The sequence below is a fragment of the Fictibacillus terranigra genome (genome assembly GCF_030412265.1).
Taxonomy (GTDB): Bacteria; Bacillota; Bacilli; order Bacillales; family Fictibacillaceae; genus Fictibacillus_C; species Fictibacillus_C terrinigri.
Map to the genome: position 1 here is coordinate 1,157,319 of NZ_JAUHLN010000001.1, position 23,668 is coordinate 1,180,986.

The 23,668-nt window shown below is 44.0% G+C and carries 22 protein-coding genes; 18 read left to right on the top strand and 4 right to left on the bottom strand.

The features are described from left to right. The first annotated feature begins 1 nt into the window (after position 1). The 3 genes from QYF49_RS05840 (at position 2) to QYF49_RS05850 (ending at position 4,154) form a co-directional block, all read left to right on the top strand. Entirely contained in the window at positions 2–937 is a 936-nt protein-coding gene (locus QYF49_RS05840) for a diacylglycerol/lipid kinase family protein (RefSeq protein WP_290398656.1), read from the top strand. Between the two features lie 109 nt (positions 938–1,046). Further along, positions 1,047–3,209: a type I pullulanase gene (gene pulA, locus QYF49_RS05845; RefSeq protein WP_290398657.1), complete on the top strand. Its 2,163-nt coding sequence runs from the start codon at positions 1,047–1,049 to the stop codon at positions 3,207–3,209. A gap of 150 nt (positions 3,210–3,359) precedes the next feature. After that, positions 3,360–4,154 (top strand): phosphotransferase family protein, encoded by a 795-nt coding sequence (locus tag QYF49_RS05850; protein WP_290398658.1) that lies wholly within the window; start codon positions 3,360–3,362, stop codon positions 4,152–4,154. 47 nt (positions 4,155–4,201) lie between these two features. Here QYF49_RS05850 and QYF49_RS05855 read toward each other — a convergent pair whose 3' ends face one another. Beyond that, complete coding sequence (locus tag QYF49_RS05855; RefSeq protein ID WP_290398659.1) at positions 4,202–4,486, bottom strand: YtzH-like family protein; 285 nt, start codon at positions 4,484–4,486, stop codon at positions 4,202–4,204. A 204-nt stretch (positions 4,487–4,690) separates the two neighbouring features. Here QYF49_RS05855 and trmB point away from each other — a divergent pair, with 204 nt between their 5' ends. From trmB to QYF49_RS05870, 3 genes are all read left to right on the top strand, one after another. Beyond that, positions 4,691–5,338 carry a tRNA (guanosine(46)-N7)-methyltransferase TrmB gene (gene trmB / locus QYF49_RS05860; RefSeq protein ID WP_290398660.1) on the top strand — a complete coding sequence of 216 codons (648 nt, stop codon included), beginning with the start codon at positions 4,691–4,693 and terminating at the stop codon, positions 5,336–5,338. 101 nt (positions 5,339–5,439) lie between these two features. Further along, complete coding sequence (locus QYF49_RS05865) at positions 5,440–6,273, top strand: YtnP family quorum-quenching lactonase (protein ID WP_290398661.1); 834 nt, start codon at positions 5,440–5,442, stop codon at positions 6,271–6,273. Positions 6,274–6,368: 95 nt separating this feature from the next. Then, positions 6,369–6,911: a hypothetical protein gene (locus QYF49_RS05870; RefSeq protein WP_290398662.1), complete on the top strand. Its 543-nt coding sequence runs from the start codon at positions 6,369–6,371 to the stop codon at positions 6,909–6,911. 65 nt (positions 6,912–6,976) lie between these two features. Here the strand turns inward: QYF49_RS05870 and QYF49_RS05875 are convergent, their stop codons facing one another. Beyond that, positions 6,977–7,306, bottom strand: coding sequence for a PepSY domain-containing protein (locus tag QYF49_RS05875; RefSeq protein WP_290398663.1), 330 nt, complete (start codon positions 7,304–7,306; stop codon positions 6,977–6,979). Between the two features lie 241 nt (positions 7,307–7,547). On the opposite strand from QYF49_RS05875, the gene queD reads away from it, so the two are divergent. The 5 genes from queD (at position 7,548) to QYF49_RS05900 (ending at position 11,102) form a co-directional block, all read left to right on the top strand. Beyond that, positions 7,548–8,030 (top strand): 6-carboxytetrahydropterin synthase QueD, encoded by a 483-nt coding sequence (queD, locus tag QYF49_RS05880; RefSeq protein WP_290398664.1) that lies wholly within the window; start codon positions 7,548–7,550, stop codon positions 8,028–8,030. After that, the gene (locus QYF49_RS05885) at positions 8,014–8,745 is read left to right on the top strand and encodes a 7-carboxy-7-deazaguanine synthase QueE (protein ID WP_290398665.1); all 732 of its coding nucleotides are present in this window, start codon (positions 8,014–8,016) and stop codon (positions 8,743–8,745) included. The genes queD and QYF49_RS05885 overlap by 17 nt, the downstream gene beginning before the upstream one ends. A gap of 1 nt (position 8,746) precedes the next feature. Continuing rightward, a complete protein-coding gene (queC, locus tag QYF49_RS05890) occupies positions 8,747–9,424 on the top strand; it encodes a 7-cyano-7-deazaguanine synthase QueC (protein ID WP_290398666.1) in 678 nt (225 codons plus the stop codon). 91 nt (positions 9,425–9,515) lie between these two features. Further along, positions 9,516–10,580: a M42 family metallopeptidase gene (locus QYF49_RS05895; RefSeq protein WP_290398667.1), complete on the top strand. Its 1,065-nt coding sequence runs from the start codon at positions 9,516–9,518 to the stop codon at positions 10,578–10,580. A gap of 21 nt (positions 10,581–10,601) precedes the next feature. Then, a complete protein-coding gene (locus QYF49_RS05900; RefSeq protein WP_290398668.1) occupies positions 10,602–11,102 on the top strand; it encodes a DUF84 family protein in 501 nt (166 codons plus the stop codon). A gap of 38 nt (positions 11,103–11,140) precedes the next feature. Here QYF49_RS05900 and QYF49_RS05905 read toward each other — a convergent pair whose 3' ends face one another. Next, a complete protein-coding gene (locus QYF49_RS05905) occupies positions 11,141–13,258 on the bottom strand; it encodes a methyl-accepting chemotaxis protein (protein ID WP_290398669.1) in 2,118 nt (705 codons plus the stop codon). Between the two features lie 180 nt (positions 13,259–13,438). Between QYF49_RS05905 and QYF49_RS05910 the strand changes: the two genes are divergently transcribed. The 7 genes from QYF49_RS05910 (at position 13,439) to murC (ending at position 22,207) form a co-directional block, all read left to right on the top strand. Continuing rightward, positions 13,439–14,446 carry a PTS sugar transporter subunit IIC gene (locus tag QYF49_RS05910; protein ID WP_290398670.1) on the top strand — a complete coding sequence of 336 codons (1,008 nt, stop codon included), beginning with the start codon at positions 13,439–13,441 and terminating at the stop codon, positions 14,444–14,446. A 14-nt stretch (positions 14,447–14,460) separates the two neighbouring features. Beyond that, positions 14,461–14,790 (top strand): thioredoxin family protein, encoded by a 330-nt coding sequence (locus QYF49_RS05915; protein ID WP_290398671.1) that lies wholly within the window; start codon positions 14,461–14,463, stop codon positions 14,788–14,790. Positions 14,791–14,858: 68 nt separating this feature from the next. After that, the gene (gene queF, locus QYF49_RS05920) at positions 14,859–15,275 is read left to right on the top strand and encodes a preQ(1) synthase (RefSeq protein ID WP_290398672.1); all 417 of its coding nucleotides are present in this window, start codon (positions 14,859–14,861) and stop codon (positions 15,273–15,275) included. A 106-nt stretch (positions 15,276–15,381) separates the two neighbouring features. Continuing rightward, complete coding sequence (locus tag QYF49_RS05925; protein ID WP_290398673.1) at positions 15,382–16,194, top strand: DUF1444 domain-containing protein; 813 nt, start codon at positions 15,382–15,384, stop codon at positions 16,192–16,194. A gap of 314 nt (positions 16,195–16,508) precedes the next feature. After that, the gene (locus tag QYF49_RS05930) at positions 16,509–19,262 is read left to right on the top strand and encodes a DNA translocase FtsK (RefSeq protein ID WP_290398674.1); all 2,754 of its coding nucleotides are present in this window, start codon (positions 16,509–16,511) and stop codon (positions 19,260–19,262) included. A 224-nt stretch (positions 19,263–19,486) separates the two neighbouring features. Continuing rightward, on the top strand, positions 19,487–20,584 hold the full coding sequence (locus tag QYF49_RS05935) for a nicotinate phosphoribosyltransferase (protein ID WP_290398675.1): 1,098 nt from the start codon (positions 19,487–19,489) through the stop codon (positions 20,582–20,584). Positions 20,585–20,878: 294 nt separating this feature from the next. Continuing rightward, positions 20,879–22,207: a UDP-N-acetylmuramate--L-alanine ligase gene (gene murC, locus QYF49_RS05940; RefSeq protein ID WP_290398676.1), complete on the top strand. Its 1,329-nt coding sequence runs from the start codon at positions 20,879–20,881 to the stop codon at positions 22,205–22,207. A 234-nt stretch (positions 22,208–22,441) separates the two neighbouring features. On the opposite strand, the gene QYF49_RS05945 is transcribed toward murC, so the two are convergent. Then, positions 22,442–23,554 carry an aminopeptidase gene (locus QYF49_RS05945; protein WP_290398677.1) on the bottom strand — a complete coding sequence of 371 codons (1,113 nt, stop codon included), beginning with the start codon at positions 23,552–23,554 and terminating at the stop codon, positions 22,442–22,444. Positions 23,555–23,668 lie beyond the last annotated feature (114 nt).

The following is a 23,668-nucleotide window of genomic DNA, read 5'->3' on the forward strand; positions in this document are numbered from 1 at the left end:
AATGAAACTCTACTTTTTTATAATTCATGCAAACAATAAAAAGGCCCGAAAGATCTGGAAAGCCGTAAAAGAGGTTCTTTCAGCTGAAGGTGTGGCTTACCGCTCTTTTTATACGGAAAGCGAAGGCCATGCGCTGGAGATTGCAAAAAAGATCTCCTGCATTAACCGGGATCTGATCGAGGCCGTCATAACGGTTGGCGGGGATGGGACCATCCATGAAGTGATCAACGGACTGGAGGACAGCCCTGAAATTACGGTGGGCTTTTTGCCAGGCGGTTCTGGCAATGATATTATCCGGGGATTAGGATTCAACAAGAACAAGAGTCTGGCCTATATTTTGAAAAGGCGGCTATTAAATAAAAGGAACGCAAAAAAAATCATCGATGCGGGAATGCAAAGCTTTCCCGGACAGGCAAGGCGTAACAAACGGTTTGTAAGTACGGCCGGGATCGGATTCGATGGTGAAGTGACGAAGCTGACCAACCGATCAACATACAAGAAATGGCTGAAGCGCTTTGGAGCAGGCAACCTTGCGTATACTGTAAGCATGTTTCGTCTTCTTTTTACATATAAACCGGTTGATGCCGCTGTAACCGTGGATGGATTGGAGTATAAATTTCCATCGGTCTGGCTGATTGCAGCGGGCAACTTGCCTTATTATGGGGGCGGAATGAAAATCTGTCCTTCGGCTAAACCGGATGATGGCTTGCTTGAGCTTTGTGTCGTCCATGAACTTCATCCGTTTAAGCTGCTTTTTCTCTTCGTTACGGTGTTTTGGGGTAAACATGGAGATCTGGACGGGGTAACTATTCTTGAAGGAAGAGTTATTTCCATAACCAGCAATGAGCCGTTAACCGTACAGGCGGACGGGGAACTGCTCGGTACAACCCCTGTTGAATGTACGCTCATGCCCTCAGTACTATCCATAAGAGTCTGACATTCATTCGAAAAGTTAGGCAAAGTGAATTCTGTTTTTCTAACATTTGGATAAAATAATAAGAAGAGCATATCGATGATGAAGGTATTATAGGGGGTGGGCCGGCATTTTGAACCATAAACCGATTGCGGAAGCAGAACGGATCGAAGCATATCTCGATACTTTTACAATGGTCACGCTCGTCATTTTTACAGAAGTGCCGAGAGAGGCCTATTTTTACGTGACGGATCATGAAAGGGTTTACCCATTAAAAAAGATATCTGAACAGCGGTTGGAGGACCGGCTGCTTTTTCATATGGTGCTTGATCAGAAACTTCCCATCTATCGAGATTACTGGGTGGTATATCCGGATGGAGGGGAAATCCCGTTAAAAACGGGAGCTGTAGTCAGAACAAAGGAGTTTGATGAGATCTTCGCCTATGAAAAAAAAGATCTAGGGGCCGTTTATAGTCCTGAGAAAACGGTATTTAAAGTATGGGCACCTACGGCGTCCACTGTAAGATTAAAGCTGTTTACGAGTGCGAGTACAGCTTTCGAGCACCCTATGAAGCTTGGAGATCGGGGGGTATGGGAAGCGGAAATAGCAGGCGATCATCATCTTCACGAATATTGCTATTTAGTCAGGGTAAACCATACTGTCAATGAAGCGATCGATCCTTATGCAAAAGCGGTAACGGTCAACGGGAAGAGGGGAGTGGTGATCGACCTTAATAAGACCAACCCCGAAGGATGGGAAACGGTTAATTCGCCTCTCCCCCTCAAAAAAACAGACAGCATCATCTATGAGCTGCATGTCAGGGATTTTTCCGTCCACCCGTTAAGCGGGATGAAGCACAAAGGGAAGTACATGGCATTTACTGAAAAAGGCACGTCTGGTCCTGGCCACACCACTACAGGAATCGACTATTTAAAAAACCTCGGTGTCACGCATGTCCAGCTCTTGCCTGTCAACGATTACGGCAGTATAGATGAAACCAAATCAGACACGGAGTATAACTGGGGATATGATCCGCTCCATTTTAATGTCCCTGAAGGTTCATACGCGACGGATCCTGCGGACCCGGTCTCAAGGATAAAGGAATATAAAGCTTTGATCGCCTCCCTGCATAATAATGGCCTGCGGCTTATCATGGATGTCGTTTATAACCATGTGTTTATCAGAGAGACGTCCAATTTTGAAAAGATTGTTCCAGGCTATTACTTCAGGTTTGATTATGGCGGAAACCCTGTCAATGGAACGGGTGTTGGAAATGATACCGCTTCCGAACGATTTATGATGAGGAAATTTATCATCGATTCCGTGCTTTATTGGACGGAGGAGTATAAAGTGGACGGCTTCCGTTTTGATCTAATGGGGATTCACGACATCATAACGATGAATGAGACCTATAAAGAACTGGCGAAGATCAACTCTTCTGTTTTTATTTTGGGAGAAGGATGGAAGATGAACACGTGGCTGGATGAAGACCAAAAAGCCTGTATTGATTCTGCACGCAGGATGCCGGGGATCTCGTTCTTTAATGACCGTTTCCGCGACCTTGTAAAAGGGAATATTTTTCATGCCGCCAATGAAGGTTTCATTAATGGGGATACTTCACAGATCGAGAGGCTGTATGAAAATGTATCAGGCAACTCAAAAGAGCACGGATTGTTTAATACACCGGGCCAAAGTATAAATTACATTGAATGCCATGATAACCATACGTTATGGGACCGTTTGCTTACGCTGCACCCTAATGAAGATGAGACGGTACTAAGAAAAAGGCACCTGCTTGGAACAGCACTTACGATTTTTTCACTGGGGGTACCGTTCCTCCATGCCGGCCAGGAGTTTTTTCGCAGTAAACAAGGGGATGGCAACAGCTATAAATCTGGCGATTCAATCAACCGGCTCGATTGGGAGCGAAGATCTAAATTTGAAAAAGATGTGCAATATGTTACCGAGCTCCTTCAAATCAGAAAGAACCATCCCGCTTTTCGTTTGGATGAACCTGAAACGATTGAACATTCCTTATCTCTTCTCGACGGGCTGCCTGAAGGAATGTTTGGGTTCAGGATCAAAAGCTCAGAAAGGGTGGACACATGGAAAGATATCCTCCTCCTGTACAACAGCCATCCAAGCGAGAAGGTTTACCAGCTCCCATCCCCTGGCGATTGGACAGTGACGGCAGAGGCGCTGGAGGTGAAGGAGGATGGATTGTATAAAACAGATTCTGGAACGCTTCTCATCCCTCCTCTAGGATTTACGATGGCTGTCCAATCGGCCGAATAATTTTTTATGGAACATAAATATGTACGATTTTTTCTCAGGCTGTGTTAAAATAATGTATTCGTAGAGGTTTTTTAATTTTAAATAAGGTGTTTATTAACCGATATAAAACAGGACATATTAACTTTCCGCATGAGATTGAAGGTGAACGATTTGGAACATCTACTAGGCAAAGGCTGGCAGATCATGCCGGCTGGTGGGGCAACAGGAGAAGCATATCAAGCTAAATATGAAGATCAGACGCTTTTTCTTAAGCGCAATTCGTCACCTTTTCTTGCAGTACTTTCGGCGGAAGGAATTGTTCCGAAATTATTATGGACAAAAAGATTGGGCAACGGAGATGTGATTACGGCTCAAAAGTGGCTAAACGGAAGGGAACTTAAAGCATCCGAAATGATGAATGATGCTGTAGGAAGACTATTAGGCAGAATACATAAGTCTTCAGAACTCCTTGATATGTTAAAACGCCTGGGTAAGAAGCCGCTCACTCCAGAACTGATTATTGATGATATAGAAACCAACATTCAATATCAACATGAATGTCCTCCGAAAATTAAGGAGGCCGTCCGTTATTTAAAATTACAAAAAAACGTCATCCAGCATGACGAGAAAGTCGTCTGCCATTGTGACGTTAATCATAATAACTGGTTGTTGAGCGAAACCAACGAGTTATATCTCATTGACTGGGATGGCGCGATGATTGCTGATCCGGCCCTTGACCTGGGAATGCTGCTGTACTGGTATGTTCCGCGTGATAATTGGTCAAAATGGCTCTCCACTTACGGAGTGGAATTAACCGTTGATCTTCAGCGCCGGATGCATTGGTATATCGTCGCACAAACCATTTTGTCGGTATTTTGGCATAGTGATAGGGAACATGACGCTGAAAAGGAATACTGGTACAATTTTTTAAAGCAAGTTCTGCAAAAAAGCTATTATATTAATTAACCGTTCGACAATTTCCATTTATTCCCCAGGAAATCTCTGTTCATTTGCTATGAAAATTGATCCGGCTGGATCGTATTCAGCCAATTTTCGATATGCGGCTTATGATTTGTAATATGTTGTTCAAGGTTTTCATGGGTGGAGCCATCATGGCTATAGGTGTTAATGAGACCCAATACGTCTTTCACGTCATTATTTAAATTCCCATGCTGCATCAGTTGGTTAGCCAGACGTTCCAACTGGGCGCACTCCTGCGGCGTACCCTTGCAATCCGTATGATGATCTTGAAGAATGTCCCTTAACAGGGTAAGCTGATGGGTATAATCAAGCGGCATTTATCTTCACGTCCTTCTAATGAGCTCTTGGTAAATGTTCAATAATCATAGGGTATGGAATACAGAAGAATTTATCCGCAACGAACCGATGCGGATTCTTTTTTTTGAATGGTGAATTTAACCTAGCCTTTTGCTTTGCCGCTTTTCGTGTTAAAATGTCGAAGTTGTGCAAACGGTATTGGATGTAAGAAAGGAAGATAGATCATGCGTCAGCGTTTTAAACCATGGGCAAAAGAAAAGCTAAATGATTATCCTGAAATTGTTGCCCCCAATCCTGCTGATTTAAAAGGCAGATGGAACGAGTATTTTGGGAACGATCATCCGATTCATATCGAAGTCGGGACGGGTAAAGGAAACTTTGTGACTGGAATGGGGAAAGCCCATCCGGATATCAATTATATCGGTATGGAAATTTACGATAGCATAATCGTCTCTGCCTTGGAGAAGATTGTTACGGAAGAGATCGGCAATGTTAAACTGATCAGAGAAAATGCCCAAAAGCTGACTGATTTTTTTGAGCCGGGTGAGGTGTCAAGAGTGTATCTTAACTTTTCCGATCCATGGCCGAAAAACAAGCATGAAAAGCGGCGTTTAACTTACAAATCGTTTCTGTCCACTTTCGAAACCATTCTTAAAGATGAGGGAGAAATCCATTTTAAAACGGATAATCAGGGTTTATTTGAGTATTCCCTCCATAGCTTCTCGAAATATGGCATGATCCTAAAACAAGTTTGGCTTGATTTGCATAAAAGTGATTTTAAAGGAAATATCATGACGGAGTACGAAGAGAAATTTTCGTCCAAGGGTTTCAGGATTTATCGGACAGAAGCGCAATTCCGTTCCAAAAAGTAACCCGGGAATGCCCGGGTTTTTTTATTTGCCTGAAAATCTGCAGGCAATATGGTACACTGAATTCAGACTATTTTTAATTGTTGCAAAGGAGAGAGTCAACAATGGATCAATGGAAACTAGGCCGTCTGACGTTAACCTGGCTTGATGGCGGGGTCACTCATATGGATGGGGGTGCCATGTTTGGTGTAGTGCCAAAGCCGCTTTGGAGCAAAAAATATGCTGTGAATGAGCTGAATCAAATTGAATTGAGAACAGAACCGATTTTGCTTCAGGGGTTCGGAAAGAACATCCTGATCGAGTCAGGAATCGGCAACGGGAAGCTAAGTGAAAAACAAAAGCGCAATTACGGTGTGCATCAAGAATCTGTCATTGAAGAGAGTCTGGAGGAAATTGGAATATCTGCCGCTGATATTGACATCATATTGATGACGCATATGCATTTTGACCATGCCTCTGGGTTAACAAAGCGTGAAGAAGGGGAGATCAGGCCGGTTTTTGAAAACGCTGTCATCTATACGTCTGAAACTGAATGGGAGGAACTGAAGAATCCGAATATCCGTTCAAGAAATACATACTGGGAAGAAAACTGGAAACCCATTGAACACCAGGTGGAAACATTTAATGAATCATTTGAGCCTATTTCCGGCATTAAGATGATCCATACGGGTGGACATAGTGACGGGCACAGTATTATCGAAATCCAAACCGAAGGGACTGTCCTCTATCACCTGGGGGATATAATGCCAACCCACGCACATAAGAATCCGCTTTGGGTACTCGCTTATGATGATTATCCAATGACCTCGATATACGAAAAGCAAAAATGGATCAAGCCGGAAACATGGTACTTTTTTTACCATGATGCTGTGTACCGCGCAGTGAAATGGGATGCCGGCGGAAAGATCATAGAGAGCATACCTCGGCAAAAAAAGTAAGTCTTTGTCAAAATTTCCGGGTAAATAAAAAGGAAATATATGATATGATGGAAGAGATTAGAATTGGAATAGGACTGAAAGCAAGGAGGATTTTGATGAAAAGGAAGATTGTTGCACTATTGTCCGTTTTTTCTCTTGTTTTTTCCTTTGCCTCTATCGCTTCCGCAGCAGGAGCGACAGCGGACAATGAAATGAAAGCATCCATTGAAAAAGGGCTGAAAGAAAAGCACTACGATTACAAAAAAGGCAGCATTGAGATCACAGATCTCAAGACAGTACCAAACAATGATCCAAAGCTCGACACTGCTGAAATTGTTGTCGGAATGGGTTCTTACAAAACATTGAGAGATAATGTCTTTTACTTCAAACATAAGGATATTGTCTATTACAATCCGAAAAACAATAAAATGCTGACAGAGCAGGAAGTTGCAAAAGCAGGTCCTGAGCTTGAGCAGTATAAAAAATCGCATGAAGACCAAGTGGGCACGAAGATGGATTACATCGTGATTATTCTGCTTCTTTCCCTTGTCTTGCTGATCCCTTTATACTTGTTAACGATTTGGGAAAAAGGACAGTACCTTACAACGAAATTCAAAATTAAAAATAACTTGTACAATCATGTGAAGGATTTTAACTAATAATAAAAAGCGCCGCATACACGCGGCGCTTTTTTTCGTCTGCTTTTTTTAAAGCAGATTGTTCATTAAGCCAATATTTCCGCTTTTTCACCATGTTTTGAAATATCAAGAATCGTTCCTGTTTTTGCATCAATCATAAAATCAAACTGAGTAAGAGTAGAGTTGAGTGTGCTAGAAAGTCCGCCTTTGTAAACGGTATATGGGAGTCCGAAACGCTTCACTTCTTCGGTGTGAACACCGATCCAGGAGCCGGTGACCATAAATTCATCTTTTGTTCGGCTCTTTACAATGTTTAGGGCTTTTTCAGGAGTCAGGTTCTGTGGTGTTCGCTTTGCTGCTGAGTATCCTGCCGCGAAGCCGGCCACTCCGGCGAGAATCCATTTGCTTGCTTTCATTTTCAGCATCTCCTTTTTCTGTTGTAATTTCCCCATACAGTATAACAGAAAGCTTTAGTTTTTCTGACATATTTGCTATTCTTAATAGGCAGTTATAAAAATGAGGGTTCGAAATTCCCCCCCCTCGCTAAAAAAAACTAGGGAGCGTGGAAACTTATATAATCTTTCACTCTCTCCCGAACCATCTTTTGGTGTAGGGATTTTTTTATGGGTATTCCATGTTCTTGGAAGGATGAATGATGTGGAGTTTGAAATTCCGAAGAAGGTTCAAAAAATAGATGAAGATATAGAGCGAAGCAACCTGAAGTACCATCATAAGCGAGTTGCAGTAACGAAAGAATTTACATTCGATGCTGCTCACCACCTGCATTGCTATGAAGGGAAATGCAAGAACCTCCATGGCCATACGTATAAGCTGATACTGACGATCAGCGGCTTTGTTGATCCGGTTGGAATCTCGATGGATTTTGGTGACATTAAAAACATCTACAAAGAAGCGATCGAGAGCAGGCTGGATCATCGCTATTTAAATGAAGTGCTGCCGGACATGAACACAACAGCTGAAAATATGATCGTTTGGATCTGGGAAGAATTTGATAAAAAATTAAAAGAGTACCATTGGAAAGAAAAAGGGTTCCGCTTGGAAGAAATCGTTTTATATGAGACACCTACAAGCTATGCAACCTTAAAAAGGGAGTGGATGGAACATGACGAATCATTTTAACCTGCCGTCAACTGACGTCTATTCTCAATGGAAGGTTCCGATGGTAGAAATCTTTGAGACCATCGAAGGAGAAGGGATGGCCGCAGGATTTCCTACGATTTTTGTACGTGTATTCCATTGTAATCTTCGGTGCACGTGGTGTGATACAACTTACAGCTATGCTCCAGCTAAACCGGAATTTGAAGCAACGATTGAAGAAATCATCGAGAGAATCAATGCATTTTCATCTAAGCGAATTTGCTTTACAGGCGGAGAGCCGCTGATTCACCGGGAAAAATCTGCTGCACTCCTTAAAGCGATGGCTGAAATTGAAAGAATAGAAGATATTCATATAGAGACAAATGGTGCGATCCCTCTTGAACCGTTTCAAGTACTAAGGGAGAACGATCGCTGCATAAACAAAAAAGCAAGGTTTGTTATGGATTATAAACTTCCCGCTTCCGGAGAGATGGATCGCATGGTTCATGAGAATTTCGATTACTTGGAGCCTCAGGATGAGATTAAATTTGTGATCGGCAGTGATGAAGATTTCGATCTCGCAGCATCTGTCGTCAACATGCATCACAAACAAGGACAGGTATTGTTCAGTCCCGTGTGGGAAACGATGCCGCCTGCAAAACTTGTAAACAAAGTTCTTGAGGCGCGCATGCCGGATGTAAAAGTCAGTATGCAGCTTCATAAAATTATTTGGCATCCGGATAAGAGAGGGGTATAACATGAAAAAAGCGGTTATTGTATTAAGTGGCGGATTGGACAGTACAACCTGTATGGGAATTGCAGCGGATGAAGGTTATGAACTGTACCCGCTGACCTTTAATTATGGCCAGCGGCATAGCCGTGAGGTGCTTCAGGCCCAAAAGGTTGCACAACATTACAAAGTGAACGACCATCGCATCGTCGATATTGCGTTTCTAAATCAAATAGGCGGCAGTGCTCTGACAGATGTCTCGATCGAAGTGCCGATGGAAAAGGGTGAAAATGAAGAGATTCCGGCTACCTATGTTCCCGCCAGAAACATGATATTTCTTTCACTAGCAAGTGCGTATGCGGAAGTAATCGGAGCTGAAGCCGTCTATATCGGTGTGTCAGCGGTTGATTACAGCGGATACCCTGACTGCCGTCCGGAATTTATCAGCAGTATGAATGAAACAATAAATCTTGCTACCAAAGCAGGAACAACGGGGGATAAGATCAGGATCTGCGCTCCTCTAATGCATCTGACAAAAAAAGATACCATCGAAAGAGGCCTTGAACTGGAAGTTCCGTATCATCTGACGACCTCCTGTTATAATGGCGAAGAAGAGGCATGCGGAGAATGTGACAGCTGCCAGCTGCGGTTAAAAGGGTTTGAAGAAGCCGGCGCGGCCGATCCTATTCCTTATCAATCTTTTTAAGGAGAATGATCCCTTTTGTGGCATTGGAAAATTTTTGTTTCCAGCGTTACAATAAGGGTATACATATACTTGCTTTCCGAAAGGAGAAACAATGAATACTGAAACGCTCGATTTATTTCGCACTTTAACGGAGCTGCCCGGCGCACCCGGATTTGAGCATGAAGTAAGAAAGTTTGTCAGAAAAGAAATCGAACCGCTTTCCGATGAAATTATTCAAGACGGGCTTGGCAGCATTTTTGGTGTCAAACAAGGTGAAGGGCCAAAGGTCATGGTTGCCGGCCACATGGATGAAGTCGGATTTATGGTAACAAGGATTACAAAAGCAGGTATGATTCATTTTGAAACCCTTGGAGGCTGGTGGAGCCAGGTTCTCCTTGCACAGAGGGTGCAGATCATTACAGATCAAGGACCTGTCATTGGTGTTATTGGTTCCGTACCGCCGCATCTTCTGGTAGAGGACCAACGGAAGAGACCGATGGATATAAAGCACATGTATATTGATATCGGAGCCGATAACAAGGAAGATGCTAAAAAGATCGGCATCCGTCCTGGCCAGCAAGTCGTCCCGATTTGTCCTTTCACACCGATGGCCAATCCTAAAAAAATTCTTGCCAAGGCATGGGATAACCGTTATGGCGTTGGACTGGCGATTGAGCTGTTAAAGGAAGTGAAGGGAACCAAACTGCCAAACCAGCTTTACTCTGGTGCTACCGTTCAGGAAGAAGCGGGCCTAAGGGGTTCTAAAACAGCCGCTAATCTGATAGAGCCTGATATTTTCTATGCACTGGATGCAAGTCCTGCCAATGACATGACTGGTAATGAAAATGAATTTGGCCATCTTGGAAAAGGGACATTATTGCGCATTCTTGATCGTACGATGATCACACATAAAGGACTGCGGGAGTTTATATTAGATACGGCTGAAACCCATAAAATTCCCTATCAATATTTCGTTTCCCCAGGCGGAACTGACGCAGGAAGCGTCCACCTTTCAGGAAAAGGGGTTCCATCAGCGGTTGTAGGGATCTGCTCCCGTTACATTCATACACACGGTTCGATTGTCCATATTGATGATTATGCTGCTGCCAAAGAACTTCTCATTAAACTCGTAAAAAGCACGGATCAAACCACATTGGACAGCATCCTGAATGATTAAATGGCCAGCCAGGGTAATAGTTTGAAAATTGCGGTTGGATCGTTCAATCCGGCGAAAATAAAAGCAGTTGAAAACGTGTTGAATGAAACGGTTCAATCGATGGATGTACCTTCAGGTGTTTCTCCTCAGCCGTTTTCAGATGAAGAGACGAAGCTTGGCGCAATAAACCGGGCTAAGGCTTGCATAACAAATGGTGCTGATCTTGGGTTTGGTTTGGAGGGCGGTGTCTCTGAAGCTGAAGGAACCTTGTATTTATGCAACTGGGGGGCTTTAGCGGACAGGGAAGGCAAGGTTTTAGTGGCAAGCGGAGCAAAGATTCCCCTGCCGAAGGAAATCGCTGAACCGGTCATAAAAGGTCATGAACTGGGAGATGTCATGGCCAGCTTCACTGCGGATAAACATGTTCGAACAAAAGCGGGCGCCATCGGCATTTTTACGAACGGTATGCTGGCAAGGGACGAGATGTTTGAACATATCGTCAAGATGCTTTACGGGCAATACAACTATTATCAAAACAGATAGAAGCTAAAAAAGCTCCCTAAACGGGAGCTTTTTTCTGTTTATTTTACTTGTCCAAGATCTTCATTCAGGTGAACATCGCCAATCCGGTCCTGCTCTTCGGAAAGTTCATCGTGCTGAGCTGCGGCAGCTTCCTGATAAGCTTCTTCCACGGATTCGGGCTCCACCGGTTGTTCTTCTCTATCAAGTTTGGCCGTTTCTCCAAGATGGAACTGCTGAACTTCATTCTGCAGGTTAAGCGCAATTTCCTGCAGCTCGTTCGCTGCAATGTTCACTTCATTGATCGCCCGTTTCTGGTGAATGCTCGATTCACTGACCTGTTCACTTGTAGCCACTGATTCCTGAGAGATGGCACTTACTTCGTGAAGTTTTTCAGAAAGGCCGATATTTGCTTCGCCAACATGATGTATTGCTTTCTGAATATGGCTGATCTTTTCATGGATGGCAGTGACATTTGTAACGATGGACTCAAAAGCATGTTTTGTCATCGAGACCGATTGGAGCTGCTCGTTTCTGTATACTTCAAACCTTGACGTTTCCTGTGCAAGATTATCCATCTGGTTTCCCATCCGTTTAACAAGCTGCTGGATCTGCTGAGCTTCATTTTTTGAACGTTCAGCCAGCTTTCTCACCTCAGTCGCCACGACAGAGAACCCTCTGCCCGCCTCACCCGCTCTGACCGACTCTATGGCAGCGTTCAAAGCAAGCAAATCCGTGCTTCTAGCAATCTCCTGAATGGTATGTACGATGGAATGGATCTGTTTGGACTGTGCATTGGCATCCTGTATTTCAGAGATAAGATCGTTCGCGAGAGAGATGAATTTTTCGGAATGCGTATCGAGCTGCTGAACGGTTTCCATTCCTGATTTACCGTCTTCCTCTGCCTGCAGAGTATCTTGTGCGATCTGTTCACTTATAGAAGCTGTTTCCTGGATGGCGTCTGTCACTTCCGATAATAGAACGGTGCTCTCATGAAGATGATCTGCCTGGCTCTGTGCCCCAATGGAGACTTGCTGAACCGCATCGGAAACTTCCTCTGTTTGTGCGGTCGTTTCTTGGGATATCGCGGCAAGGTGCTGGGAGGAAGCAGCCAGCTGTTCAGAAGCATACTGTACTTCACTCATGGATCGCTGCATTTTTTCGGCCATCCTGTTAAAGGTGTCAGCGAGCTCTCCCATCTCATCATTGGAGGCGGTTTGTACCCTGTATTCCAGGTTTCCGTTTCCGATAACCGTAGCGCCCTCTTTTAATAATGAAATGGAGCGTGCGATTGAACGGGTCAGCCATATTCCAGCGAAAGTCATTCCTGCTATAACGATCGCAGAAATACTGATCAAGAGCCAGGTGAGCAATGATTTTAATCCGGATTGTTGATCTGTCAGTTCAGCTCGCTTCTGGTCGTTGGATTTTTCGATCTTCAAAATGGAAGTTTCAACGTTGCCTGCAATCGTTTCAAATTCACCTGTCATTTCATTGACTTGTTTAGAGGACGATTGGATGTTGCCTGCTGAAGAAGTGTACTTTAAAAGCTTGGTTTTGAAATCGGATAAATCGTCTTTGGGGAGAGCGGATTTATCCAGTTTATTTTCAAACTGTCCGGCAGATTCCTGAAATTTAGCCACATTCTCTTCGTTAAAGGCCAAGTATAATTCTTTTTCATACTTGTTCATGATGAGAAACTGATTGTATAGTTGAATATCCTTCATGCCGGAAACTTTCCTTTCAAAGTTTGACGAGGTTTCAGCCATCAATTCTTTGAGCCCGGTGATCTGAGCGGCCATAGAAGAAGTAGAATTAAAGGAAGTTCCATATTGCTTAATTTTTTTTGAGATATGGTTGTAATCATTCTTTAATGAACGATTATTGGCGTTCTTTGCATAATTTTCTACTTTCTTTTGCAATGTAAGAACTGAAGAGTTGATCTCTTTTGCTTTTTCTGTGGAAGGAAGCCGCAAGTAATCTTGTTCTTTTTTGCGGACGGTTGTCAGTTCACTGTAGATTTCTTTGCTTTGAATGCTGTTCTGCTGCAATTGTTCCTTTTCTTGATCCATCCTTCCGCTAAACCAGACATAACATGCCATGAATCCAATCATGATCAGCATTCCGATCAAGCTCATAAACAGCATGAATCTTACTCTGTTGCGTATAGACATGTTCATTGTGTTCCCCCTTTATATCCTTACTATCGGAATCTTTTTAATATTGTTTATTAAGCACAAGAACGCATTGAGAATTTTCCGATGAAACACGAACTGTCTTTACAGATGTTAATACTCTTGTATAATAAATGGGATATGTCTGGTATCATAATCCGTCATTAAAGAAAGAGGAGAATGGATGTGCGTTATTTTCTGAAAAAAAAAGGGGTTTCCCTTTCGCCGAAAGTTTACTTTATAACAGGTTTCAGTTACTTTGCCCTCGGTTTGATGTCGTCTCTGGTGGTCGGTTTAATATTAAAAACGGTCGGCGAGCAGGCTGGCTGGCCGTTTTTTATAAAAATGGGGAGCCTTGCTATGACTTTGCTCGGTCCGGCGATCGGAGCGGCAGTCGCTTATGGACTTGAAGCTCCGCCACTGGTCCTGTTTGCTTCGGTTGTTGCAGGATCTGCAGGAGCAGAGCTTGGAAGTGTGGCAGGGTGTTTTGCAGCGGCCTTAATTGCGGTCGAAGCCGGAAAACTGGTGTCCAAGGAAACAAAGGTGGATATATTAATTACTCCGGCAGTTACGATTCTCACTGGGTATACAGTGGCTTATTTTGCGGGTCCCGGCATTGCACAGTTCATGAAGGGCTTTGGCCATCTTGTCATGTGGGCTACCGAACAGCGGCCGTTTATTATGAGTATCCTTGTGGCCGTGCTGCTCGGAATGGCTCTTACCGGTCCGGTTTCAAGTGCGGCGATCGCCATCATGCTCGGATTGGAAGGAATCGCGGCGGGTGCAGCTACGATCGGATGTGCGGCGCAGATGATCGGGTTTGCAACAATCAGCTACAGAGATAATGGTATCGGAGGCTGGATTACGCAGGGAATAGGCACATCAAAGCTGCAGTTTCCCAATGTGGTCCGCAATCCGAAAATTTTAATCCCGCCTACCCTGGCCGGAATCATCCTTGCCCCAATCGGCACATTGGTCTTTCATATGGTCAACATCCCGGCAGGGGCTGGGATGGGAACAAGCGGGCTCGTGGGGCAGATCATGACGCTTCGGACCATGGGTTTCAGCTGGCTGGTGTTTTTGTACATTTTTCTATTGCATTTTGCTGGACCAATTGTGATCAGTCTGGTAGCTTCAGAATGGATGAGAAACAAAGGATACATTAGTCCAGGAGATATGAAAATAAACCAATAAAAGGAGAGTTATGCATGAGAACCATAGAATCTATCGAAGAATTCAATGAAATAACACAGCAGGGAACTGTGATTGCTGTTTTTTCAGCAGACTGGTGCCCGGATTGTGTTTTCATTAAACCGTTTCTTCCGGAGCTAGAACAGGAGTTCAGCCAGTATACATTTGTCTTTGTTGACCGTGACCGGTTGATCGGCCTTTGCCGTGAGCTCGATATTTTTGGTATCCCGAGCTTTGTTGCTTTCCATGAAGGAAAAGAGGTCGGCAGGTACGTAGACAAAGAACGCAAAACGAAGGAACAAATCTCTGCTTTTATAAATAATTTGCCGGTCAGCGCCAACAAATAAGAGAAATGTGTTAAAATCTTAAGAGGACGTTTACACGTCATGCATTACATTAAGAAAGGGCGTTATTAATGGCTAAGGTAGAAGTAAATCATAAGAAATACGAAGGCATTCGTTTTGATATAGAAGATGAGAGCGTCATTTTGGTTGATATTTTAGAGACCATTCCTTACGAGTATGTTGGAAAGGATACAATGGTAACGATTCCGACAACAGAGTTTACCTCTGTATGTCCTTGGTCCGGGCTTCCAGACTTTGCAGACATCATCATCAGCTATATCCCGAATGAAGACCTTGTCGAGATGAAATCATTAAAATACTATCTTACTTCTTACAGAAACGTAGGAATCTATCAGGAGCATGCAACGAACAAAATGAAGGAAGACCTCGTTGACCTTCTTAAACCGAAGTACCTTAAAATTGTCGCGACATGGAATGCGCGCGGAGGATTGGGCACAGAAGTTGTTGTAGAATATAAACAAGATTGATGCAGTGCAAGTTTTCAGCACTGAGAACTTGCGCAGGGCACCACATTTATTTCAAAAAACCTCCGGTCAGGAGGTTTTTTATGCTTTCATACTGGAGGGAGATAACATGAGTACAAGCCTGAAGCTGAAAAAAGTGCTTGAAGAGCGGCTGGACCGCCCTGAGTGGCAATTATCATACGACCGTGAAACAGAACAGCTAAGAATAGAGCATAAGGAGCATCAGAAGGGAATTACTCTTTCTCTTTCGGGGCTGGCTGTTGAATGGCAAAACAAGAAGGATGCCTTTTTGGATGAGCTCGTATATCATGTGGAAGAAGCGCTGAATGCGATTGATGCAGCTCCCGGAACCAAGGAAGAAAAGAAGATCTATCCTGTGATCCGATCGACCTCATTCCCGACAGAATCGCCGGAGGGAGACGCTTTGATCCATGAGGAGCATACGGCGGAGACGAGAGTTTTTTATGCCCTGGATTTGGGGAATACGTACCGTCTAATCAGTGAAAAGATGCTGGAGGATTTGAAGATCAGCAGAGAACAGTTAAGGGAAATAGCGCGTTTTAATGTTCGTTCATTGGGAACTGAAATGAAGAAGGATGAGGTTGCCGGCAACACATTCCACTTTATCAACCATAATGACGGCTATGATGCGAGCAGGATTCTGAATTCGGCTTTGCTTGACCGGATGGAAAAGCAAGCAACAGGAACACTTGCAGTTGCTGTTCCTCATCAGGACGTCCTCATCTTGGCTGATGTCCGCAACAACCAGGGGTTTGATATTTTGGCGCAAATGGCGATGCAGTTCTTCATGAACGGCCGTGTGCCCGTAACTGCACTCCCTTTCTTATATGAGAAGGGTGAGCTGGAACCTGTTTTCATCCTGGCAAAAAACAAGCCTGTCGATGAAACAGAGGGAGAGTAGGAGATTCAATGAAATTCTTGGTAAAAATGGCTCTAAAAAAGTCATAAAAGCAGGTTCAAGGCCGAAAATTATCAATAGGATAGGTCGATGAAAAGCGAAACATCCGGATTTTGCTGAATGATAGGCAGTATTTGGCGGCTTTTTTTCCATTCAGGGCGGCAAAGCAATAACCGCAACGCCCGCCACTTACCATAACCGCTAGAGCAATCTAGTGGTTTTTATATTTTTGGATTTGTTGGCAATTTTTTCTTAAAGAATGTGACAATTTCCGCTACAATAAAAAGATAGACCTAGAAAAAAAGAAGGTGATGGCAATGTCGTGGTTTAAAAAAATGATGAAGTTTATGTTTGATGATGAACCTTCTGACGCAGAAGAAACAATAAATCCGGAAATACATAACGAAGAAAAAGCAGTACCTCCTCAACAACGGTCTGTAGGACGGTTTCAAAACAGCCAAAATCATTCTGCAGCACGGATGGTGAGCCGCTACCCGTCAGAAGGAAAGTTCCGTTTTCCTCTCGTTTCAGATGAAGAAGAGATCGGTACTTACCGTTCAGCCAGAATGAAAAATCCTGGCTATTCAAAGGCGCCTGATCATAGAGATGCGAAAGAAACCTATCATTCTCCAAATGACCAAAAGAAAGAAGCTCCTCCTAAAAAAGAGAAATTGGAGACTGCATCTAAAGAAGAAAAGGCAAAGGTTTTCAAGCCTTCAGAAATTCCATCCCCTATCTATGGCTTTGGGAATCGTGATGGCCGGAGTATAAAAGGGGACTCGAATTCGACAGAAAACAGATACAGCAGTTCACCTCCAAAAAGCCAGTTTAAGCCGACGGAGATTCCTTCACCTATTTACGGATTTGGCAACAGAGGCAAGAAGGAAGAAAGCAGCCCGGCTGCTTATGATGACCGGCCGAAGAGCAGTTTCAGGCCATCGGAGGTGCCATCCCCAATATACGGCTATGGCGAGAGAAGACCAGATACGATTCTGAATCCCGGGCTTTGGAAGCTGTCAGAGATTCAAAAGAAAAAGATTCCGGATCAAGATTTAATGGATGAGCTTCTCAAAGAATCAAGTTCCATTAAAGAGCCAGTTGTTCTTCAAAGCCATGATGAAAAGGAGACGGTCGTGCAAGAACATCGGAAGGAACAGCCGATCGAACATCTCCGATCTAAAGACGAACCTCTACTTCTGCTGGATGAATTTAAAAGGGATACCATCGAGCTGCCTGAACCTGCTGAACCTGTTCTTGACCTGGACAGTTCCACAGAATTCATGCCAGAAAGTAAAGCGGCTGAGCAGAGAGTGGAAGTCAGCCTTCCTGCGTCTGAACAGGAAACGGTGTATGAAGCTGTTTTCACAGATCCAAAACCAGAACCGGAAGAAAAGGTGTCTGAAAGTGTTCCGTTGGAATCCTATACAGAACAGCATGAGGGGGCTTATGCACCGATTGTTGAAGAGACAACCAAAGACGTGCCTCTGCCGCAAAAAGCACAAGAGAAAAAGCCTGGAGGTTCATACGTACCTTTTAATGTACTGATGCTGAAGAAAGACCGTAAGTCGGCAGAAAGGCAGCAAGAGGCAAAGCGCCGGCCGGTGCAGACTGAACAGGCAGTCGCGGAATCACCAGAACCCGCTTCACTTTCATTCCCTCAATCGAATCTGCTGCATCATCCCCCGGTTCAGGAAGAGGATGACAGCATTTGGATGGGAGAACAGAGGGACCTGCTTCAATTAACGCTGGATAACTTTAATGTCAACGCCAGAGTTGTAAATATGACGAAGGGCCCTTCTGTCACAAGATTGGAAGTACAGCCAGCGCCTGGTGTTAAAGTGAACAAAATCACTAATCTGAGCGACGACATTAAGTTAAGCCTGTCCGCTAAGGATATTCGAATCGAGGCACCAATTCCCGGAAAGAACACGATTGGAATCGAGGTGCCTAACCGCAGAAGCCAGGCGGTGTACTTGCGAGAAATCCTGGAGAGTGAGGAATTCCGAGGCAGTCCTTCGCCGCTGACTGTAGCACTGGGACTCGATTTATCGGGTTCACCGATCGTGACTGATCTGCAAAAAATGCCTCACGGACTCATTGCGGGAGCAACGGGTTCAGGTAAGAGTGTATGCATCAACTCTATATTGGTTTCATTAATGTATAAAGCTTCACCAGAAGATGTTCGCCTCCTTCTCGTTGACCCGAAAATGGTAGAACTTGCTCCTTATAATGCTATTCCGCATCTGGTTACGCCTGTCATTACAGACCCTAAGGAAGCAACAACAGCTCTGAAATGGACAGTGGAGGAAATGGAGCGCCGGTACGAAGCCTTTGCGAGGAACGGCGTGCGTGACATTAAACGATATAATGACAAGATGAAGAGCGAACAGCTTTATGCCAACAAGATGCCATACATCGTCGTGGTGATAGATGAGCTGGCTGATCTCATGATGGTCTCCCCGCAGGACGTGGAAGAAGCGATCTGCAGGATTGCCCAAAAAGCGAGAGCATGCGGCATTCATCTGCTGCTCGCAACACAGCGGCCTTCGGTTGACGTCATTACCGGCTTGATCAAAGCGAACATTCCTACTCGCGCAGCGTTCGCCGTATCGTCTGCCATTGATTCAAGAACGATCATAGATATGAGCGGGGCAGAGCGGCTGCTTGGCCGCGGAGATATGCTGTTCCTGGAGAACGGCTCGAGCAAAGCCGTTCGTATTCAGGGGAATTTTGTTTCGGATGAAGAGATTGAACGAGTCACCGCCTTTGTAAAAGAACAATATCCGACCAACTATTTATTCAGCCGTGAGGAACTGATCCAGTCCAATCAGGCGGTTGAACAAGAAGACGACCTGTTTGAAGAAGCATGCTACTATGTACTCGATGTAGGTACGGCCTCATCCTCAAGCATCCAAAGAAGATTCAGGGTTGGCTACAATCGTGCTGCCCGGCTTGTAGAAATGATGGAAGCTTTCGGACTCGTATCAGAAGCGATGGGAAGCAAACCCAGAAATGTCCTCATGACACAGGAAGAATTTCAAAGCAAAATGTACAGTGAGGCAGAAGTATAATAGGAGAGTCGAAAGAGATGTCCAGGAACAGCCGCATGGCTGACTGAGGGCATCTTTTTTCGTTTCCAGCCTTAACCGCCTTCTTTACTTGCTTCAGGATGCAGTTTCTCTTGTTTTCTGAAGAGTAGTTCTATATTATAAGGAAGTATGAGTCTTGCAGGCTTAATCAAGATAATGAAATAACATAAATTGCAAATTTCTTGACCAGGTGATGAGGAGTTTATATGAAAGAGATTGAATTGAAGTTACAGGGAAAGATCCAACGCTTGACCAATCAGACGTTCAAATTCGATGAACGGGCAGGTGACGGCTGGTTCTCGGCTGTGTACTTCCTGAAAACATGTGAGATTGTAAAAAAATTCAAGCCCGATAATATAGTAACGATGCAATTTTTTCAAAAAAACGAAGCGGTTCTGTGCGGTACAGATGAAGCAATTGCCTTAATCAAGACATTTGCAAAAAATGCGGATGAACTGGAGATTTTCTCGCTGAAGGATGGAGATAAGATTTCCCCTTTTGAAACGGCGTTTACCATAACAGGACCCTACCAAAATTTTGGGTTCCTTGAGGGAATGCTTGACGGAATCTTAGCGAGAAGGACTTCTGTTGCCACTAATGTATATAACGTTGTTAAAGCGGCGAGTATTTCAGGTGTTCAGAAGCCAGTGATCTTTATGGGGGACCGCGATGACCACTTCGCTCAGCAGGCGGGTGACGGATATGCTGCCTACATTGGCGGATCAACGGCTCAGGCCACCCATGCAATGAATGAATGGTGGGGCAAGCAGGGGATGGGAACGATGCCACATGCTCTACTTCAGCTGTTCGGCGGAGATATCGTTGAAGCGACAAAGGCGTATCATGAAACGTATCCTGAGGATGAACTGATGGCACTTGTTGATTACAACAACGATGCGATTACTGACTCTTTAAAAGTAGCAAGAGAATTTGGCAGCGAATTAAAAGGGGTTCGGATTGATACCTCCCGAACGATGGTCGATCAGCATTTTTTCCGCAATCCTGAAGTTTTAGGAAGCTTCGATCCGCGCGGTGTAAACCCGGAACTGATTTTTACCTTGAGAAAAGCGCTTGATCAGGAAGGGTTTCAGCATGTTAAAATCGTGGTCAGCGGAGGATTTACGGAAGAACGCATCACCGCATTTGAAAAGCTGGGAGTACCGGTGGATATATACGGAGTGGGAAGCAATCTGCTTAAAATTAATATCGGATTTACCGGGGACAATGTTTTGATGAATGGCAAGCATCAGGCTAAAGCGGGACGAGTCTACCGTCCGAATCCCCGTCTTGAAAAGGTAGAGTAGAACTCTTAGATATGTCTAAGAGTTTTACCTCATTTCAGGCTATATAAATATGGAAATCGAGAGCAAAATAGGAAAGAATGTGTAACCAAATACCTCTTTTGACCAATCCTTCAGAAGTAATGGAGATAGACTTTATTTTTTGCTATAATGAGAAAATGAGTTGGTTACTGCTTAGCTCTTTATTGATTATCATTACTATAGCAGCAGGCATATACTGACAGAAAATAGGCCTTGAAAAATGGGCCGCCTGAAGCGGCGGTTCTGAGAAGGTTTTTGATTGCGGAGGTCTTAACTATGACACAATATCACTTTGTGGGAATCAAAGGTACCGGAATGAGTGCTTTAGCCCAAATACTTCATGATATGAAAAATGAGGTTCAGGGGTCTGACGTTGAAAAGTACTTCTTCACCCAACAGGCTCTTGACGAGCGCGGGATTACAATACTTCCTTTTAATAAAAACAATATTAAAGAAGGCCAGACCATTATTGCCGGAAATGCATTTCCGGATGACAATGAAGAACTTGTTGCAGCTAGAGAGCTGGGATTGCCGATCTATCGGTACCATCACTTCCTTGGCGACTTTGTAAAGAAGTATACAGGAGTAGCAGTAACTGGATCGCACGGGAAAACATCAACCACAGGCCTGCTTGCCCACGTTCTTGGCGGAGCGAAGCCGACTTCATTCCTTATCGGTGACGGGACAGGCAAAGGAATGGAAGACAGCGAGTATTTCGTGTTTGAGGCATGTGAATACCGACGCCATTTCCTCTCCTATGAACCGGCTTACGGCATCATGACGAACATTGACTTTGATCATCCTGATTATTTCAAGGATATCGATGATGTTATCAGTGCGTTTCAATCGATGGCCATGAATGTAACCAAGGGTATTATTGCTTGCGGTGATGATCAGCATCTGCAAAAGATCCATGCGAACGTGCCTGTTGTCTTTTACGGACTTGGAGAACATAACGATTTTCAGGCATCCAATATTAAGCGTGACGAGAACGGTACAGCATTTGATGTATTTGTACGTAATACGTTCTATCACACGTTTACGATCACGGGTTACGGAAACCACAACATTCTTAACGCACTTGCGGTTATTGCACTGTGCCACTATGAGGATGTACCCGTAGAGATTATTGCTGACCGTCTGAAAACCTTCGGCGGCGTAAAACGCCGTTATTCTGAAAAACCATTTGGACATCAAGTCTTAATTGATGACTATGCTCATCACCCAACAGAAATCAGTGCGACGATTGAAGCGACTAAATATAAGTACAAAGACCGTGATGTTGTGGCGATTTTTCAGCCTCACACGTTTACGAGAACGAAAACATTTCTTCAGGAATTCGGTGAGAGCTTAAGCAAAGCCGATTATGTTTATTTGTGTGATATTTTCGGATCCGCTCGTGAAAATGCAGGTACACTCACCATTAAGGATCTGCAGGACTTGATTCCGAACGCACAGCTTCTGACTGAGAATGAAGTAGGTATTCTTGAACAGCATACGGACGGCATTTTATTGTTTATGGGAGCAGGGGATATTCAAAAGTTCCAAAAGTCCTATGAACAGGAAGCTGAAGGCAATAAAGGGAAGAGCACACGAATTGGATAACGATGAAAAAGGGGACTCGGGAAGAGTCCTTTTTTTTTCCTATACATAAGCTCTTTAAGGGCAATGATCTGTGATTTTGGCGGGGTGTTGTTGAACCGCAGTTGGGAAAAGACTTGAGGGTCTCTTTCCGTCAGGGATGCGTGGTCTAATATGACGAATACCAATATTATTTTTAGTAAACACAGTATGAAAAAGCGCCGGAGGTTGGTCAGCCGGCGCTTTTTTTTACAGGATCTATTTTAAATTCTCAGGGTTAAGGACTTCAAGCTCTGGGAGAACAAAACGTCCGTCTTTGCGGATTAATACATCATCAAAATAAATTTCTCCGCCGCCGTAATCAGGGCGCTGAATCATAACCATATCCCAGTGGATATTGGAGTCGTTGCCGTTGTAAGCTTCTTCATACGCTTGTCCTGGTGTGAAATGGAAGCTTCCGTCAATCTTCTCATCAAACAGAATATCTTTCATCGGATGCTGGATGAAAGGATTCACACCGATGGCGAATTCTCCGATATAACGTGATCCTTCATCTGTATCAAAAATCTTGTTGATTCGTTCTGAATCGTTTGCTGTAGCGTTCACGATTTTTCCGTTCTCGAACGTAAGGGATACATTTTCGAACGTATATCCTTGGTAAGGAGAAGGAGTGTTATATGTAAGGGTTCCATTAACAGAGTCGCGTACTGGTGCAGTGAATACTTCCCCATCCGGTATATTGTTGGCCCCTGCACAGCGGATCGCCGGGATGTCTTTGATGGAGAAAGTGAGGTCTGTTCCAGGCCCTTTAAGCTGAACTTTGTCGGTTCTGTTCATAAGGTCCTCGAGAGATTTCATCGCTTCGTTCATTTTCCCGTAATCGAGGTTGCACACTTGGAAGTAGAAATCCTCAAAAGCATCAGTGCTCATGCTGGCAAGCTGCGCCATGGAGGCATTCGGATAACGAAGAACGACCCATTTTGTTTTCTTAATACGAATTTCACGGTGCATAGCGAAGATCGTTTTTTCATAAAGCGCCATTTTTTCAGAAGGCACATCCGATAGCTCATTAATATTGTCTCCTGATCGAAGTCCGATGTACGCGTCCATTTGCGACATGAGATCTCCCTCATGCTTAGCAATCAGCTTCATCTGCTCTTCAGATGCTTCCATATATTGCTGGCGCATAACAGAATGGTCTTTTAACAGGACGAACGGATATCCGCCTGCTGCGTAGGCTTCTTGCACAAGTGCGTTGACAAGCTCTTTTTGAAAGCCGAAGTTTTCAATCAGAACCTTTTCTCCTTTTTGGAGATTAACGGAGTATGTAATCAGGTTTTTGGCTAATTGTTGAATGCGTGGATCTTTCAAAGAAATTTCCCCCTCAAATTATGGTGATAGGCCTAACGTATCTATTTTAACTCAATTTAAACAATTTGTAATGTTCGAACCCCGATTCTAGAAGGAAATCCGTAAATAATATAG

What these genes read in the sequence shown, in the direction of transcription:
- QYF49_RS05840 (WP_290398656.1), top strand. Translation starts at nt 2, where the DNA reads ATGAAACTCTACTTTTTTATAATTCATGCAAACAATAAAAAGGCCCGA.
- QYF49_RS05855 (WP_290398659.1), bottom strand. Translation starts at nt 4,486, where the DNA reads ATGCCGCTTGATTATACCCATCAGCTTACCCTGTTAAGGGACATTCTT.
- trmB (WP_290398660.1), top strand. Translation starts at nt 4,691, where the DNA reads ATGCGTCAGCGTTTTAAACCATGGGCAAAAGAAAAGCTAAATGATTAT.
- QYF49_RS05865 (WP_290398661.1), top strand. Translation starts at nt 5,440, where the DNA reads ATGGATCAATGGAAACTAGGCCGTCTGACGTTAACCTGGCTTGATGGC.
- QYF49_RS05870 (WP_290398662.1), top strand. Translation starts at nt 6,369, where the DNA reads ATGAAAAGGAAGATTGTTGCACTATTGTCCGTTTTTTCTCTTGTTTTT.
- QYF49_RS05875 (WP_290398663.1), bottom strand. Translation starts at nt 7,306, where the DNA reads ATGAAAGCAAGCAAATGGATTCTCGCCGGAGTGGCCGGCTTCGCGGCA.
- QYF49_RS05885 (WP_290398665.1), top strand. Translation starts at nt 8,014, where the DNA reads ATGACGAATCATTTTAACCTGCCGTCAACTGACGTCTATTCTCAATGG.
- queC (WP_290398666.1), top strand. Translation starts at nt 8,747, where the DNA reads ATGAAAAAAGCGGTTATTGTATTAAGTGGCGGATTGGACAGTACAACC.
- QYF49_RS05895 (WP_290398667.1), top strand. Translation starts at nt 9,516, where the DNA reads ATGAATACTGAAACGCTCGATTTATTTCGCACTTTAACGGAGCTGCCC.
- QYF49_RS05905 (WP_290398669.1), bottom strand. Translation starts at nt 13,258, where the DNA reads ATGAACATGTCTATACGCAACAGAGTAAGATTCATGCTGTTTATGAGC.
- QYF49_RS05915 (WP_290398671.1), top strand. Translation starts at nt 14,461, where the DNA reads ATGAGAACCATAGAATCTATCGAAGAATTCAATGAAATAACACAGCAG.
- queF (WP_290398672.1), top strand. Translation starts at nt 14,859, where the DNA reads ATGGCTAAGGTAGAAGTAAATCATAAGAAATACGAAGGCATTCGTTTT.
- QYF49_RS05925 (WP_290398673.1), top strand. Translation starts at nt 15,382, where the DNA reads ATGAGTACAAGCCTGAAGCTGAAAAAAGTGCTTGAAGAGCGGCTGGAC.
- QYF49_RS05930 (WP_290398674.1), top strand. Translation starts at nt 16,509, where the DNA reads ATGTCGTGGTTTAAAAAAATGATGAAGTTTATGTTTGATGATGAACCT.
- QYF49_RS05935 (WP_290398675.1), top strand. Translation starts at nt 19,487, where the DNA reads ATGAAAGAGATTGAATTGAAGTTACAGGGAAAGATCCAACGCTTGACC.
- murC (WP_290398676.1), top strand. Translation starts at nt 20,879, where the DNA reads ATGACACAATATCACTTTGTGGGAATCAAAGGTACCGGAATGAGTGCT.